The sequence below is a fragment of the Micromonospora sp. NPDC093277 genome, assembly GCF_044765245.1.
GTDB lineage: Bacteria > Actinomycetota > Actinomycetes > Mycobacteriales > Micromonosporaceae > Micromonospora.
The window spans coordinates 1-16,825 of the sequence record NZ_JBIWJO010000020.1 but is presented as its reverse complement, the minus strand read 5'-3'; the positions used below and the strand labels follow the sequence as shown (position 1 = coordinate 16,825).

At 66.6% G+C, this 16,825-nt stretch carries 9 protein-coding genes and 1 pseudogene; 5 read left to right on the top strand and 5 right to left on the bottom strand.

Translation table 11 applies throughout. The features are described from left to right. Nucleotides 1-157: 157 nt before the first annotated feature. Nucleotides 158-1,072: an IS630 family transposase gene (locus ACIRG9_RS29485; protein ID WP_402863044.1), complete on the bottom strand. Its 915-nt coding sequence runs from the start codon at nucleotides 1,070-1,072 to the stop codon at nucleotides 158-160. Nucleotides 1,073-1,119: 47 nt separating this feature from the next. Here ACIRG9_RS29485 and ACIRG9_RS29480 point away from each other — a divergent pair, with 47 nt between their 5' ends. Beyond that, complete coding sequence (locus ACIRG9_RS29480) at nucleotides 1,120-1,449, top strand: hypothetical protein (RefSeq protein WP_402863041.1); 330 nt, start codon at nucleotides 1,120-1,122, stop codon at nucleotides 1,447-1,449. A gap of 72 nt (nucleotides 1,450-1,521) precedes the next feature. Here the strand turns inward: ACIRG9_RS29480 and ACIRG9_RS29475 are convergent, their stop codons facing one another. Next, entirely contained in the window at nucleotides 1,522-2,238 is a 717-nt protein-coding gene (locus ACIRG9_RS29475) for a hypothetical protein (RefSeq protein WP_402863038.1), read from the bottom strand. A gap of 142 nt (nucleotides 2,239-2,380) precedes the next feature. Here ACIRG9_RS29475 and ACIRG9_RS29470 point away from each other — a divergent pair, with 142 nt between their 5' ends. Then, nucleotides 2,381-2,911, top strand: coding sequence for a hypothetical protein (locus ACIRG9_RS29470; RefSeq protein ID WP_402863035.1), 531 nt, complete (start codon nucleotides 2,381-2,383; stop codon nucleotides 2,909-2,911). Nucleotides 2,912-3,056: 145 nt separating this feature from the next. Here ACIRG9_RS29470 and ACIRG9_RS29465 read toward each other — a convergent pair whose 3' ends face one another. After that, entirely contained in the window at nucleotides 3,057-6,539 is a 3,483-nt protein-coding gene (locus tag ACIRG9_RS29465; protein WP_402863032.1) for an FG-GAP-like repeat-containing protein, read from the bottom strand. A gap of 245 nt (nucleotides 6,540-6,784) precedes the next feature. On the opposite strand from ACIRG9_RS29465, the gene ACIRG9_RS29460 reads away from it, so the two are divergent. The 3 genes from ACIRG9_RS29460 (at nucleotide 6,785) to ACIRG9_RS29450 (ending at nucleotide 15,406) form a co-directional block, all read left to right on the top strand. Further along, the gene (locus ACIRG9_RS29460; protein ID WP_402863029.1) at nucleotides 6,785-13,699 is read left to right on the top strand and encodes a polymorphic toxin-type HINT domain-containing protein; all 6,915 of its coding nucleotides are present in this window, start codon (nucleotides 6,785-6,787) and stop codon (nucleotides 13,697-13,699) included. Nucleotides 13,700-13,740: 41 nt separating this feature from the next. Next, a complete protein-coding gene (locus ACIRG9_RS29455) occupies nucleotides 13,741-14,319 on the top strand; it encodes a hypothetical protein (RefSeq protein WP_402863026.1) in 579 nt (192 codons plus the stop codon). A 730-nt stretch (nucleotides 14,320-15,049) separates the two neighbouring features. Then, a complete protein-coding gene (locus tag ACIRG9_RS29450) occupies nucleotides 15,050-15,406 on the top strand; it encodes a hypothetical protein (protein ID WP_402863023.1) in 357 nt (118 codons plus the stop codon). Nucleotides 15,407-15,845: 439 nt separating this feature from the next. On the opposite strand, the gene ACIRG9_RS29445 is transcribed toward ACIRG9_RS29450, so the two are convergent. Continuing rightward, entirely contained in the window at nucleotides 15,846-16,100 is a 255-nt protein-coding gene (locus ACIRG9_RS29445) for a group II intron maturase-specific domain-containing protein (protein ID WP_402863227.1), read from the bottom strand. A gap of 161 nt (nucleotides 16,101-16,261) precedes the next feature. After that, nucleotides 16,262-16,744 (bottom strand): annotated as a pseudogene (locus ACIRG9_RS29440) (reverse transcriptase domain-containing protein); the annotation flags it as partial. Between the last annotated feature and the right edge of the window lie 81 nt (nucleotides 16,745-16,825).

The window sequence follows — 16,825 nt, the reverse complement described above, 5'->3', positions numbered from 1 at the left end:
GGGTGCCGTCGTAGGTCCAGCGGAAGGGCTTCGCGGTTTCGTTGCGGTTGATGATGTAGTTGTCCAGTTTGTCGATGAGGTCGGCGCGGCTGGCGAAGTCGCTGTGGCGCAGGACGCTGCGGGTCAGAGCCGAGAAGACCAGCTCGACTTGGTTGAGTCAGGAGGCGTGGGACGGGGTGAACTGCGCAGTCCAGCGTGGATGGGCTGTGAACCAGGTCTTGGTGTGCTTGGCGGTGTGCGAGGAGTCGTTGTCCAGCACCACGTGGATGTCCGTGCCGTCGGGGATGAGCGCGTCGATCCAATCGAGGAAGGCGGTGAAGGTCGCCGCGTTGTTGCGGGCGATCACCTCGGTGAGGACCTCGCCGGTGCGTACGTCGAGTGCGGCCACCAGGGAGGCGGTGCCGTGGCGGACGTACTCGAACTCCTGGCGGGCCGGCTGGCCGGGGGTGGCGGGGCGGCCGGGGTGCTTGCGGGAGCGAGCGGCGATCGCGGTCTTCTCGTCGATCGACAGGAGCACCGCGTCGTGGGGCGGGTTGCGGTAGAGGTCGCAGATATGCTCGGCTCGTTCCCAGAACTCGGACGTGTCCCGGCGGGTGATCCAGCCTCGGACCTTGTGCGGTTTGAGGTCCAGGTCGGCCAGTATCCGGCCGATCTGGGACGGCGATACGGCTGCAGAGACGGTGCCCGCGACCTGCTCGGCGATCGCCCGATGGGTCCAAGTGGCCGCCGGATGCGGCGGTGCGCTGGTCGCCGCAGCCACGATCGCCACCCGCACCCGGTCGTCGTATACCTTGGGCCGGCCCGGACGCCCGGTGTCCTTCAGACCGTCCGGCCCGCGCTCGGCGAAGCGGCCGCGCCACTTGCGCACCGTGTTGATGGCGACGTTTAGCTCGCGCGCTATCTCCGTGTTGGCCAGGCCGTCGGCGGCCGCGAGCACGATCCGGGCCCGCAGAACCTCGCGGACCTGCGCTTTCGCCGATGCGGCCAGCCGCTGCAGCGCCCGCCGCCCGGTCTCGTCCAAGGTCACCGCCACCGCCGCGACCGCTCCACCCAACCGTCCACGAACATCCACGATCATGATCATGGCGGGTTGTCGACGCACCAGGCAGGATGGGGTCCGTGCCGAAGAACCCACCCGACTCGATGCAGCACCACCTGCGCGTTCGCCTGAACGCCCACGCCAAGGACCGCTGGCCCCAACTGGCTCGCGTCGAGGTCCGCTTCCGCACCGGATTCGCCTACGTGAGCGGCGAACTGAACGACGGCGAGCAGATCCCCCTCTGCCGCCTGCGCTTCACCGGAGTCCTACATACCTGGGGCTTCGCCCTATACCTGGCCAGCCGCGGCACCTACCAGGACAACATCCTGCCCACCGGTCTACCCCTCGGCAGCCCCGAAGACTGCCTGGACTGCGCCTGCTACCTCTACCTCGGCGACCAGCCAGCCTGATCAACACCCCTCCACGAACTAACGCGGAGCAGCACTAGGGCTACACGCCCAGCGTGCCGGTCTTCCGGAGAGTCAGTCCTTCTTCTCGATCTCGCCGCGCATCGCGGCGAACTGCGGCTGGAGGTCGGCGGCGGACTTGAAGTAGATGACGATCATGCCGACGCTGCCCCGGTCGGCCCAGGCGCAGACCCCCACCTGAATACTGTTGGATTCGCCGTCGCCGCACTTGGCTTCGCCGCCCAGCGGGCCGGCGTCGACTGTCTTGAACTCCAGCTTCCCGACAGTGGCGACCAGGCCCCTGGTGAAGGCATCCAGGTTCTTCTTCGGGTCGGCCTGCAGGACGGTCGCGCCGGCGATCATGACCATGTCCTGCTTGGCCAGGTCGCCGTAGATGCCGCCGATGGAGCTGGTCGCCCCCAACAGGCTGCCCTTCAGCTGCGTCTTCACGTTGTCCGCGATGGACAGGAGCTCCGGCTCGGTCACCTTCGGCCGGCCGCCCAGCGTCTCGGGCTCGACCAGGCGGGTCTTGGTGGCGTCGACCACCTCCTTCACCGTGTCCTTCCTGGCGAAGTAGATGGCCGTGCCGCCGCCCATGCAGAGCACCACCACGACGGCCAGGATGATCAGCAGGATCTTGCCGACGCTGAACTTCTTCTTCGGCTGCGGGCCGGCGGGGGGACCGAAGCCGGGCTGGCCGGCCTCCGGGTACCCGCCGGGCTGCTGCGGCGGCTGGTAGCCAGCAGGCTGCAGCTGGGGCTGGGGGTATGGACTGGACGGGGACTGCGACATGATCTTGGTCAGCTCCTGCGAGAAATCTGGACCGTGATCGTATCGAGCCCCGAACCGGGCCCCCGCCAGCTGGTGCGGGCCCGGTCACCAGACTGTCACCTAGACACTCGGTTGAGCGTCGCACCCTTAGAGCCTGGCGGCGGTGCTGCTCGTGGCCTGGCGTCGCGGTGGCTGGCGTCGGCGGACGGTGGCCGCGGGGGCGGTGGGAGCTGTGCTGGTCACCGGGTACGAGGTCGTCCGGATTGTCGACATCTGGCTCGCCGTCGGAGCCGCCCGCCGGCAGTACCCGACCGGGGCTGACTCGGCTGACTCGGTGATCGCCGTGAGCCTGGCTATGCTGCCGCCGCTGGCGCTCGGGTTGGCGGCGCTGGCGCTCGCCGCGACACTCGCCGGGCACCGTCGGCTGCTCGCCTTGGCCGGCGCGGCGCTGCTCGCCGTGGCCGCGCTGCCGCACTTGGACGCGAGCATCGGCGTGGTGCCGCTGCCCCTGTACGCGGGCGACCGTACCGCCTTGTTTGCTTGGCAGGCTGTCTTGCCGTCACTGTCGATGCCGCAGCCCGTCCCGGCATTCACCGCTCTGGTGGAGCTGGCCGCGTACCTGCTGCTCGTCCCGGGCCTGACCGGTTCCCGCCGCCCCGCAGGCGCCGCGGCGGCCGAGGCCGGCCAAGCGTGAGCGGTGTGGGCTTGGAACTCAAGGGCGACCTCACCACATGGACCCGTCATGGAGATTGCTAGGCGTGCGAGCGGGTTCGCGGCGGCGACGTTGTTAGGAGTAGATGGGGGGTGGCGCGCTCGGGCCACCCCCCGCGGTGTGGGGTTCAGAACAGTTTGTTGAACGTGGTCCAGCCGGAGCCGATTTTGGTCTCGCCGTTGCCGTTGGTGAAGAGGTTGGTGCTGTTGCCGGTGCCGTAGTAGATGTGCAGGTCGCCGGTGGACTTGACGCCGAGTAGGTCGTTCTTTCCGTCGTCGTTGAAGTCGCCGGGGCTGAACAGGGCTGCGCTGTAGGTGTTCCAGCCGGTGCCGGCCGAGGTGCCGTTGTAGTTCCCGCAGATGGCGAGGTTGGGGAGTCGGTTGTCGGGGTAGTCCATCCACCAGGCGGGCATCCAGCCGGTCTGGCCGTTGGAGCTGATGCCGTAGACCCAGTAGGGGTTGCCGCTGATGGTTTGGCCGGTGCGCTGGCAGATCGGGGTGAACATCGAGCCGGTGTTCAGGGTGTCGATCGTGGTTGCGCAGTTGGTGGTGCTGGGTGAGGCTTCGCAGGTCGCGTTGGTTGCGGCGACGTTCACACCGTCGGTCCACACGGTGTAGGTGGTCTGGGCGGGCCGCGTGCAGTTGGGCACGTCGGGAAGTTGGGGGTCGGTGTAGTCGACGTAGTAGCCGACGAACCATCCGGTCTTGCCTCGCGGCGTTGTGCCGTAGACCCAGTAGGGGTTGCCGCCGATGGACTCGCCGGCCTTTTGGCAGATGGGCAGGATGAGGTCGCCGGGATTGAGGGTGTCGATGACGGTGGGGCAGTTGGCGACTGACGGGGAGGCGTCGCAGGTGGTGTTCGCCGCCCGCACGTTTACGCCGGTCTGCCAGATGCCGTACTTGACGCCGCCTGGGCTGCGGAAGCCGGCCTTGCCGTTACCTCGGAAGAGGGTGAGCTCGCCGGTGGACTTGCGGGCGAAGAGGTCGGGCTTGCCGTCGCCGTCGACGTCGCCGGGGGCGACGAGGGCGTCGTAGCCTTGCCAGATGCCCCAGCCGAGACGGATGGGGGCGGCGTCGTCGGCCCATCCGCCGAAGCCGTTGCCGCGGTGCAGCACGATCTCGCCGGTGGTTTTCCTGGCAATCAGGTCGGGGTAGGTGTCGCCGTCCCAGTCGCCGGGGGCGACGACGAGGTTGTACTGGTTCCAGCCGGTGGTCTTGATCGGGTTGTCGTTGGCGTCCCAGTCGATGATGACGTCGTTGGCGTCGGGCAGGAAGCTGCCGGCGCCGGTGCCGGAGAAGTAGACGAGGTCGCCGTCGGCTTCGACCGCGACGAGGTCGGTCCAGCCGTCGCCGTCCCAGTCGCCGGGACGGACGACGTGGAGCCAGCCCTGCCGGTTGCTGTCGATTTTCAGTGAGCAGCTGCCGCCGTCGAGGAATCCGCCCGTGCCGTCGCCCAGGTACAGGCATAGGTCTCCGGCCGCGGTGCGGCCGATGATGTCGCCGTGGTTGTCGGTGTTGAGGTCGTTACGTCCGACCGGTGGGCCGACGGGTGCGGTGGCGAAGAAGGAGTAGTCGCTGTCGATGGTGGCGGAGGGGTTGACGCCGTCCCAGGTCTTGATGGCGACGTATCCGGGGCCGCTGTGGGTCGGGGTCATGGTGAGCGTGGCGGTGCCGCCGGGAGTGTTCGCGGCGACGTAACGGGTGGGAGTGTCGGTGTCGAGGCCGACGTAGAACCCGATGACGTCTGTGTTGCCCTTGGCGTTCAGAGTGAACTGGCCGGGGGTGCCAGCGGGCACGGTGCTCACGATGGTGCCTTCGGGATCCTGTGCCGGGTACTGGGTGGACGTGACGTCGACGTCGGCGCTGGGCAGCGTCCGGTCGACCTTGAAGGAGCAGGTCGTGCTGTAGCCGGAGCCGGCGCCGTCGCTGTCTTTGGTGCGGACCTTCCAGTTGTAGGTCGTGCCGTCGACCAGTCCGCTCTTGACGAAGACCGTGCTGGCCTGGATTCCGCTGGAGACGGTCACGTTCCGTACCGTGGTTGCGCCGCCGGTGGGCCAGAAGCTGAACTCGGCGATGACGTTGCCGCCGTCGGCGTCGCTGGGCACCGCGCGCAGCGTGACGTCTGTGTTGCCGATCTTACCGCCGGTGCAGGAGGTCCCCGGGCTGGTGCTGAGGTTCGTCGGGACCGACGGCGTCGAGTTGTACTCGATGCTCAGCGTCGGGTTGTTGCGGAACTTCTTCCACGCGAAGGTGTCTGTTTCGCTGGTGGCCCGCAGCCCCAGCGTCACATCGCCGGCGCCTGCCGCCGCCGACGTGCGCACGCCGGCGGTGGCGTCGAAGTCGACTCCGCCGTCGGGGCACGAGGAGCTGTAGCCTTTGGCGACGTTGACAGTGGCGAGCTTGGCGATCCAGCTGGGCTGGCTGTTCCAGGTGGTGGAAGAGCTGATCGCGCCGGTGCGCCACAGCTCGACGGAGCGGGCGCTGCAGGACCAGGAGTGCGTTTCGTGTGCCTGGAAGGTCGCCCGGATGATGTTCTTGCCCTTGACCCGGCTGGTGTCCATGCGGAAGAAGGACCGGTTGGTCAGGTTGTCCTCGTCTGAGTGTCCGACCCGGGCGATGTCGGTGGAGTTCCAGTACTTCGAGGTGGGGAAGCTCTTCCAGACGGATGTCCACGCCAGCCGGCTGCCGGCGACCAACGTGGGGTCGAGGTAGACCGGGTACTTGGTGCTGGCGGAGGTGAGCATCTCCTGATCGGGAGTGATGGACAAGGTTCCGTCGTGAACGGTGGGCGTCATGATCGCCTGCTTTGCGCCCTGATTGCTCTGGAACGCGCGCGCACCGGCGGTGAGATCCGGGTCGGGGGTGCCTGCGCTGTCCCACATCCGCGGCGTCGGGGCGACAAAGACCTCCCGGCCGTCGCTGTCGAGGGCTTTGATGTTGCCGGCGCTGTCAGTGGTGACGCTCAGTCCCTTGCCGCTCAGCGCGAAGTCCGTGGTGGCGAGCTCCGGGTTGGCGGCCGCCTCCGGCGTGTGGACGACGAAGACCTCGGAGAAGCCCTCGACGTCGGCCTTGACGACCAGATCGACGTCGGGCAGCACGTTGCGGTAGGTCGCGGTGTCCCCGTCAAGGGTGGGGCGAGGCAGTGGCTGCTTCCAGCCGAGAGCCAACTCCTTCCCCTCCTGATCGAGCCGCACGAGGACGCTGTCCCCACCGCCTGAGAAGCTCAGTCCGACTTTGGTGTTGCGGGGCGCGACACGACCTGCGGTGTCGAAGTCCAGCGTGGTGTCGACCGCGGTCCATCGGCCGTTCCGTTTGACCCGGACCGGCCGCACTCGCTGCTCCAGCGTGAACGTGCCGCCCGGGTTCGCGAAGACCTGCTGGGTTTCGGTGGTGAGACCGTCCACCTCGATGCGCTCGCCCGATTGGCGGGCGGCCGCCATCGCCTCCGCCTCGGTCGTGTACCACGCCTCATCACCGGCAAGTGCGCCAGCTTGGCGGCTCGCGCCAGGTGGGGCGGCCGCCGCAGCGGGCGCCACGGCGGCGACTGCCAGCGCCGTCGTACCGGTGGTGAGCGCGGCCAGGAACCTCGACAGTGTGCGTCGACGCGACATAACACCCTCCCCTGGCCCGGGTGTTGCCGTCGGTGCCCGGGCGGTGACGCGAGAGTCAACCAGCCTCGGGATGCCCGCACAAGAGGCTCCGGCCCCTGACGGAAAGATCAAAAGGGACATTTGTCATCGATGTCGGCAAGATCCCTGCTGTGAAAAACATCGCTTGTCTGTGACGGCTCCATTGCCTACGGTAGCGATCAACTATCGGCCTGGATCAATGGTCGCTACGTTCATGGGAGGCTGTCGTGGCCAGGGGGCACTTCATGCTGCGCGCACGTCGGCGGAGTCCACTGCTCAACACCCGCCGTATGGGTTGGCTAGCTGGCGCGCTGAGCATGGTCATGGTCGCGAGCGTCCTGACGCCGGTGCAGGCCAGCGCGGCGGCGCAGGTCGAGCTGCCCGCCTTGCAGAAGGAACGCTCGGTTTCCGGCCGTGCCCCGTCCACGCAGGCGCTGAAGCCACCCGCGCTGACGCGAAGCGCTCCGCTGGCCCGCCCGACCTGGCCGGCACCGGCGGCGGCCACGGTGGACCTCACCGCAGCACCCGGGGCCCGCCGTGCCGCGGAGGGCACGCCGGTGCGGGTCGGCGCGGTGGCCACGGCCGCGGCGAGGGGCGCGACGACTGCGGCAGCGACCCCGGCCGCGGTCCGGGTCGAGGTCAGGGACCGGGCGGCCACCGACCGCGCCGGGGTGCGGGGCCTGCTGTTCAGCGTGGCCAGCGGCGACGGCACCCCCGGCCGGGTGTCGGTCGAGGTCGACTATCACGACTTCCGCACCGCCTACGGCGCGGACTACGCCTCCCGCCTACGCCTGGTTCAGCTGCCCGCCTGCGCCCTGACCAGCCCAGGTAAGGCCGAATGCTCCCAGCCGACGGTTCTGCGCACCTACAACGACGTCAGCGCCTCCACCCTCACCGCCGAGGTGGATCTGGCGGGATCGTCAACCGGCGCTGGCGCTCACGCGGCCGCTGCGACACCGACCCTGCTCGCCGCCACCGCGGCGGCCTCCGGTCCGGGCGGCAGCTACGCGGCGACCAGCCTCAGCCCGAGCGGTACCTGGTCCGCCGGCGGATCGGCGGGCGACTTCTCCTGGTCCTACCCGATGGATGTGCCAGCGTCGCTGGGTGGTCCCACACCCTCCATCGGTCTGGGTTACTCCTCCAGCAGCGTTGACGGCCGGATGGTCTCGACCAACAACCAGCCGACCTGGGTAGGTGACGGGTGGGACTACTGGCCCGGCTTCGTCGAGCGGCGGTACAAGCCGTGCGCCGAGGATATGGGCGGCAACGCGGTCAACACGGTGAAGACCGGCGACCTCTGCTGGGCGTCCAACAACGTCACCCTCTCGCTGAACGGGCGCACCGCTGAGCTGGTGCGCGACGATGACACCGGCGCGTGGCGGATGGCCGAGGACGACGGGTCCCGCATCGAGGCGCTGTCCGGCGCGGCCAACGGCGACGACAACGGCGAGTACTGGCGGGTCACCACCACCGACGGCACCCAGTACTACTTCGGCCGTAACCGGCTGCCGAACTGGACCTCGGGCGACCCGGAGACGAAGTCCACCTGGACCGTGCCGGTGTTCGGCAACAACCCGGGTGAGCCCTGCGACAACAGCAACTTCGACGCCGCCTGGTGCCAGCAGGGCTGGCGGTGGAACCTCGACCACGTCGTGGACACCAACGGCAATTCGATGGCGTACTACTACACGCCGGAGAGCAACTACTACGGCCGCAACATCAAGACCACCGGCGTGCAGTACGAACGCGGCGGATACCTCAGCCGGATCGAGTACGGCCAGCGCAACGGCCAGGAATACGCCAAGGCAGCCCCCGCCCGGGTCGTCTTCGGTGCCAGCGAGCGGTGCCTGCCGGACGCGAACTTCGACTGCGCGCCGAGCAAGTTCACCACCGCCAACGCGAGCAGGTGGCCGGACACCCCGGTAGACCAGAACTGCGCCCAAGGCGAGGCGTGCACCGACCGCTTCTCGCCCACCTTCTGGACCCGGATGCGGCTCACCTCGATCACCACCCAGGCCCGCTCCGGCACCGCCTACCGCGACGTCAACACCTGGACCCTCACGCACGCCTTCCCACAGACCGCCGACGGCACCACCCCATCGCTGTGGCTGGCCTCGATCACCCACACCGGCAAGGTCGGCGGCAGCGCCAGCATGCCGGCAGTCACCTTCACCGGGCAGATGCAGCCCAACCGGGTAGACGGCCTGGACGGCGTGCCGGCGATCACCCGGCAGCGGATGGTCCGTATCGACACCGAGACCGGGTCGACCATCGGCATCGGCTACCTGCCCCGCGAATGCAGCCGCTTCACCCCCGTGGTGCTCCCGGCACCCAACGAGACCAACACCATGCGCTGCTACCCGGTCTACTGGCAACCCGAAGGTGAGACCGAGCCGATCCGAGACTGGTTCCACAAGTATGTGGTCAACCAGATCATCGAGCAGGACCGCCAGGGCGGCCAGCCACCCAAGGAGACGAACTACGAGTTCACCAGCCCGGCCTGGGGCTACGACGACAGCGAGTTCACCAAGGCCACGCAGCGCACCTGGAGCCAGTGGCACGGATACGCGAAGGTCCGCACCCGGGTGGGCAAGGCACCCGACAACATCTCCCTGACCGAGACCCGCTATTTCCAAGGTCTTGACGGCGACAAGACCTCCACCGGCACCCGCAGCGCCTCGGTCACCGACTCCGAGGGCGGCACCATCACCGACCTGCCCGAATACCAGGGCATGATCCGGGAAGCGATCTACTACTCCGCGGATGGCGGCGTCATCGAGTCGGCGACGCTGAACACGCCGTGGCGCAGCGCCGCCACCGCCACCCGTGCCCGCCCCGGCACCAGCGCCCTGAAGGCGTACGTCACGCAGACAGCCAAGGTGCGCTCCCGGACCAAGGTCGCCGACGGAACCTGGCGCCGCACCGAGGTCCAGCACAGCGTCGACGCCTACGGCATCCCCACCCAGACCAGCGACCTGGGCGACCTGTCCCGCAGCGACGACGACAGCTGCACCCGGCACGAGTACGCCCGAAACACCGGCGCCTGGATCATGACGACGGTCAAGCGGATCGAGAAGGTGGCGGTCGCCTGCACCGCCACCCCGTCCCGCCCCGCTGACGTCGTCTCCGAGACCCGGATGTACTACGACAACCTGGCCAACCTGGGCGACGCCCCGACCAAGGGCAACGTCACCACGGTCGAGGAACTGATGGAGTGGCCCACGGGCGGGCCCCGGTACAAGGTGACCGGCCGCTCGGTGTACGACACCTACGGCCGGGTCACCGAGTCGTACGACGTCTACGGCAACAAGACCAAGACCGACTACACGCCGGCGGCGGACGCGTTGGTCACCCAGGTCGACACGACCAACCCGAAGCTGCACAAGAGCACCCAGTACCTTGAACCGGCCTGGGGTGTCCCGGTCGCCCAGGTGGACCCCAACGGCGCCCGGACCGACCTGGCCTACGACCCGTTGGGACGGCTGACCAAGGTCTGGCTTCCCGGCCGCGACATGGCAACGTACCCGGACACCCCCAACAGCAAGTTCACCTACCAGGTGAACCCGACGGCACCGCTGAACACCTCACCGGTAGTGGTGACCACGCAGACGCTGAAGGAAGACGGCTCCTACCGCACCGGGTACGAGCTGTACGACGGCATGCTCCGGCTGCGGCAAACCCAGCAGCCCGGCAACGGCGGCGGCCGGATCCTGACCGACTTCTTCTACGACACCCGCGGCCTGACCTGGAAGAAACGCGCGGCCTACTACAACTCCTCACCGCCCTCGGGGACCCTGCTCGACGGCGTCGGCGACAACCTGGTCCCGAGCCAGATGGTCTACACGTTCGACGGCATGGGACGCCCGACCAACGAGGTCTTCGAAAGCTTCGGGGTGGAGAAGTGGCGCACGGTCACCACCTACCGTGGTGACCGGATCGACGTGGACCCGCCGAACGGCGGCACCGCCACCACCAACATCACCGACAGCGCCGGACGCCTCGTCGAACTGCGCCAGTACCAGGCACAGACCCCGACCGGCGCGTACGAGGCCACCACCTACACCTACGACCGGTTCGGCCGCCTCAGCGAGGTCAAGGACCCGACCGGCAACAAGTGGACCTACGGATACGACCTGCGGGGCCGGCAGACCAGCGCGAACGATCCCGACAAGGGCGCGCTGACCAGCACCTACGACGACGGCGACCGGCTGGTCTCCACCACCGACTCCCGGCAGCAGACCCTCACCCACAGCTACGACGAGCTCGGTCGACCGACCGCCCTCAGGCACGGCACCGCCACCGGCACCCTCGCCGCCCAATGGACCTACGACACCCTGAAGCTCGGCTTGCCGACCTCCTCGACCCGGTGGGTGGGCTCCAACGCCTACGTCAGCGAGGTCACCGGCTACAACGTCCGCAACCAGCCGACCGGCACGAAGTACACCATCCCCGCCAGCGAGGGTGCCCTCGCCGGCAGCTACAGCTTCGGCCAGAGCTACACCGACATCATCGGCCTGCCGAAGACCACCACCTACCCTCTCGCCGGCGGGCTGCCGGAAGAGCGGGTCACCATCGGCTACAACGGCCTGGACATGCCGGTCAGCGTCACCGGCCTGAGCAAGTACCTGCAGACCACCACCTACTCCGAATACGGCGAGCCGCTGCGCCTCACCATGGGCGCCATCGGCAAGGAGGTCTACCAGACCCTCAAGTACGAAGAAGGCACCCGCCGACTGTCCCAAATGATCATCGACCGGGCCATCGCACCGACCCGCCTGGACGACATCACCTACGACTACGACGCCATCGGCAACATCCTGAAGATCAAGGGCGTCGAGCAGGGCACCAACACCGACACCCAGTGCTTCTCCTACGACCACCTACGGCGGATGACACAGGCGTGGACCGCCACCGACGACTGCGCCGCGAAGACCCCCTCCAGCACGACAGTCGGCGGCCCCAACCCGTACTGGCACTCGTACACCTTCCACGACGGCACCAGCAACCGGAAGACCGAGGTCCAGCACGACCCGACCGGAAACGCGGCCAACGACGTCACCGCCACCTACTCCTACCCACCCGCCGGTGGTAGCCGGCCACACGCCCTGTCGTCGGTGACCACCGTCGGCCCGCCCACCAGCGGCCTGCCAGGCGGACAGCGCCTGGACGAATACGACTACGACAACACCGGCAACATGACCAGCCGCAAGATCGGCGGCACCGCGCAAACCCTGGACTGGGATGCCGAAGGGCACCTGGCCAAGGTGACCGAGGGCAGCAAGGTCACCGACTACGTCTACGACGCCGACGGCAACCGGCTGATCCGGCGCGACCCGACGACGGTCACCCTCTACCTCGGCTCCACCGAACTGACCCTCAACAAGTCCACCACCGCGGTCAGCGGCACCCGCTACTACGCCGGCGTCAGCGCTGTCCGTACCCCGTCGAACAAGGTCAACTTCCTGATCGGTGACCATCACGGCACCGCCCAGGAAAGCATCGACGCGTCCACCCTCGCCGCCACCCGACGTAAGTTCACCCCGTACGGTCAGGCCCGCGGCACCCAGCCGTCGGTCTGGCCCGGCGAGAGAGGCTTCGTCGGGGGCACCATCGACTCCTCGACCGGCCTGACGCACCTCGGTGCTCGGGAGTACGAGCCCGGCACCGGACGGTTCATCTCCGTCGACCCGATCGTCGACTTCACCGATCCCCAGCAGATGCAGGGGTACGCCTACGCCAACAACTCCCCGGTCAGCTTCTCCGACTCCACGGGCCTGAGGTTCTGCGCGAACGACAACTGCGTCGGCAACGGCGGCGGTGTCGCCGGCACCGGACCACGGCCGACACCGACGAAGACGACGCCGCCGGCGGGTGGCAGCAAGACGCCCAGCGGCCCCAGCGATCAAGAAGTGGCCAAGGCCAAGTCGGTCAAGGAAAAGAAGATCCTTGACATCGTCATCGAAGCCGGCGGGAAGATCCTCCTCGAGGTCCTCGGCGTCAACGACATTCGTGACTGCGTCATGAAGGGCGACATCGGCGCCTGCGCCATGGCAGTCGTTGGCGCCCTGCCCTGGGGCAAGATCTTCAAAGCCAAGCGCATCGGCGAAGCCATGTTCCGGGCCGGCAAAGCCGTCATGACCTGGTTCAAAGAGGTCAAATGGGCTCAGCGGGTCCTCGCTAAGGCCGACGAGGCAGCCGCCCTGATGGCCAGGGAGGCCGACGACGCCGCCGCAGTAGTGGCGAAACAGGCCGACGACGCGGCAGCGACCGCAGCCAAACAAGGAGACGACGTCGCCGAAGCCGCCGGCGACGTTTGCAAGATCGGCAACAGCTTCACCCCCGACACCCAAGTCATCATGGGCGACGGCTCCACCAAGGCCATCGAGGACATCCACCTCGGCGACGAGGTCCTCGCCACCGACCCCGAGACCGGCAACACCGAAACCCGCAAGGTCGTCGGCCTCATCGTCGGGGACGGCTACAAGAACCTCGTCGAGGTCACTGTCGACACCGACGGCGCCAAGGGCGACACCAGCGGAACGATCATCGCCACCGACGGGCACCCCTTCTGGGCCGAAGACCTGCACGACTGGGTCAAAGCCGCCGACCTCAAACCCGGCCAATGGCTACGCACCTCAGCCGGCACCCACGTCCAAGTCGAAGCCGTACGCGCCTTCACCCAGCAGCGCCGCGTCCACAACCTGACCATCGACGGCATCCACACGTACTATGTGGCAGCCGGCAACATTCCAGTGCTGGTCCACAACTGCAGCGATCAGGAGATTGCGGAGAAGGTGCATGCCGCATTTGGTGATAAATACGTCGAAGAAAACGTCCTCACGGTCGGAGTCGTAACGACTGCCGAAGGTCGATTTGCAGCCCAAGCAGGGCGTGCCTTCACTGAGGACCAGGTGAAGATCTTGGCATCCCACAACGTTACCCCTCTCCCGTTCCCTGGATCGAAGGTTCATGCGGAGAGGCAGCTTCTTAATGCGGTTCGCGACGGGGACCTCTTTAACCCTGGTCCGCTGACCCCGATCTCGCTGGGCACCTCAAGAGATATCTGCAAGAAGTCGTGTCAGCCCATGCTTGCGAAAGCGGGCTGGACGTTAACCGGCCTTCGGAGCGCTGTCAAGCTATGAGTACGGGGAGTGTCGAGCGCGAACTAGATAGGGTCGAGTCGATGCCTGCGATAGTGGCTTTCGCGCTCTGCTGTGGCGAGCGAGCGTTGCCAATCTGTCGAATTGGTGTTGATGATAGAGTCTTCGGCTCATTTCGGGAGGACCTAGACCGGTCCTGGGCTATAGGACCTGAGCTTTTGGCAGATGGCTCGAACGTGCTTGTTGGGGCCGGAGGGCGGATCCTGGGTGAACTGGAGGATGCAGACTTCGGTTCAAGTCATAATGCTGTATTCGATGCCATTACCGTTCTGGGGCACGCCGTCTGGTGCGCTGGAGAGTCGAGCATCGACGAGAGGCGCACAGAGGCGAAGCTTTCCGCCAAGGGAATGCTCCGCCTGTTGCAGGGTGTGTACTCATCGCAACACGGTATGTTTGATGGCTGGCGCGATCATGAGTCTGTTCGGCGTGAGCTGGAATCGCAGATGCGGGATCTTCGAACCTTGCTTGGTGGCACCGATGCGTCGGCCATCATGATCGCTCGTCAGCGAGCCGCCATGGAGGGGCAGCTTCTTGTCGATGGTGTTGTCGACCGCAACTGGTCCACCTCATTGCCATCGGAAGATTGGCCAACACTGTTCTGATCTCCCTCGTGGGGCACCCGACAGTTCGACAAAGAATGCACATATCGCGCCGGGCGCGTGACTCACAATCGAGGTAGCCCATGGGCTGGGTTGATGTGGCTTCCGCTAAGCGTGTGATGTCGGACTGGGCTCGAGCCTTTCCTGGGTTCAGTCAGCGACATCCCCCTGCGCCTCGTACGCCGTATCGGTCCAGTGCTTCAGGGTAATTGACCGTCGATGGCCAAATTGGCAAGCACAAGCTGGAGAAAGTGAAGAGTTGCCCGTTGTGACAGATTCAGAACCTCATAATGCAGCCTTGAACGGGTAGCCCACGTAGCGGATCTTTAAACCGGCCGCGTTTCCGGTTTGACCTGTGGCCGTGGGTGCTCCATGGGTGCTCGGATGTTCCTATGCCGGACGGACTGGCGACACGCTGCATGGATTCGCACCTCTGCCAGCCACTCATCGCGATGTCACCCAAGGTGGGCGCGGCGCGGACCAGCATGAACGCGGCCGGACGGCGCGCTCGGATTCCGGACGATGCGTGGACGAGTCGCCTTTGCCATGCTCTGTGTACTTTTAATCCATAGAATTTCTGCTGGCGCATAGACGAGATCAGAGATGAGATCAGGCGGTTGAGCAGCAGCGATGCCGCGCTTTGCAATCCACTGAGCCATTCCGCGCAACGTTCTGATCACCGCAGGTCATGCTCCAGAGACCCGGCCCGGGGCGGGCGTAGTATCAACCGGATATGAACACCGAACAGCTTGTAGCGGCCCTCCGGAGCGCCGGCGTTGACGAGGGTGCGTATCGCATCGACGGCCAGCCCTCAGCTAAGCCCATGGGGGAAGGGGCTCTCGGCCTGAAGCGGGAGTCCGGCGGTCGCTGGGTCGCGGGCGGCCTGGAACGAGGCACGTTCACGCCCGAGCGTCACTTCGCCACCGAGGATGAGGCGTGTCAGTTCATGTACGAAAACCTGACGACCCCGCAGAAGACAGTTCAGCTCTCACCGGCCGAATACCAGGCATCGCTCGACTTCACGGCCAAGCGGATCGCGGAGATCGAGCGCATGCTGGCTGAACGTAAACGAGACAAGCCGACCCCTTAAGGGGTGTTGGTAAGAACGGCGTCACCAGGGGCCAAATAGTTGATCTTCACGCGCGGCCATGAGCATGCGGTGGTCGGTGAGCTGCTGTCCCGTTAGGGGATCCTCCACCGGGCTGCTTCGGGCCGCCCGGTGGTAGAAGCGCGGTGGAGCAAGTCTTCGAGCTAGCTTTCCGGGGACCAGACAGAGGGTTGCCTGCCTCATCGCGCCTGGCCGGTCGTGAACTGGATGGCCGTGAGGATGAGCAGCATGGTGCCGGCGAAGCTGCCACCGCCGGTCAGGACGGCGGTAGGTGGGTTGAGGCCGCCCGCCCAAGCGAGGAGGCCGGCGGCCGCGCCGACGAGGCCGGCAGTTAGGTCGGGTCGCCCGGGGGGATTTCACCCCCGGGCTCCCACAGAACCGTGCGTAACAGTCTCCCGTTACACGGCTCTTGTCATCCTGATCACCAGAAGCGCGGTGTCCATGCCCAGTGGGCGAAGAGCCTCGGGTACTGGCGGGTGATGCGTTGCCAGCACTGTTGGGCCTTCCTGAACGGCCGCAGTCGTTTGTACTTCTTGCGGATCCAGCGCACCAGGTAGGCGTTGATGCGTTCCAGGAGGGGCAGCAGCGCGGAGCGGTAGTACGCCCCGTAGTACTGCAGCCAGCCGCGGACGATCGGATTGATCTTTCGTGCGAGCTCGGCGAAGGTGTGGCCGATGCGCAGGTGGATCCGCCAGGAGCGGACTTGCCTACTGTCTTCTTCAGGGCTTCCTTGCTGATCGCGGGCAGGAAATTGGTGAAGTTCTTCCCCTTCCTGCTGCGCGCCTTGCGGGCTTGGAACGTGAACCCCAAGAAGGTGAACGACGTGTGCTCGTACGAGCCGCGCCGGTTGCCGTCCTTGCAGTACACGATCTTGGTCTTGTCGGGATGCAGCCGCAGCCCGACCTCGTCCATCCTGTCCCCAAGCGCCGCCAGTACCTGGCGGGCCTGGCGCTCGCTGACGCAGTGCACGACCGCGTCGTCGGCATAGCGTTCGAACTGCACGTCCGGAAAGTTCCGGGCTAGCCAGGTGTCGAACGCGTAGTGCATGAACAGGTTCGCCAGCACGGGCGAGACCGCGGAACCCTGCGGGGTCCCCCGGTCCCGCTCCTTCAAGGTTCCGTCGGGCAGTTGCAGCGGCGCCTGGAGCCACCGCTTGACATACAACGTCACCCAGACGGCGTCGGTGTGAGCCTGGACAGCCTTGACGATGAGGTCCCACCGGACGCTGTCGAAGAACTTTTGAATGTCAAGATCGATCACCCAGTCTTTCTTCCAACACCGTTGCCGGCAACGCTGGACCGCATCCAGAGCCAATGCCATTAAGTTAAGGCGTCTGGGCAGGCCAGCTTGGGTATGGCGGGTCGGTTGTGGCGGGTGATCTTGTCGGTGGGTCGTTTGACG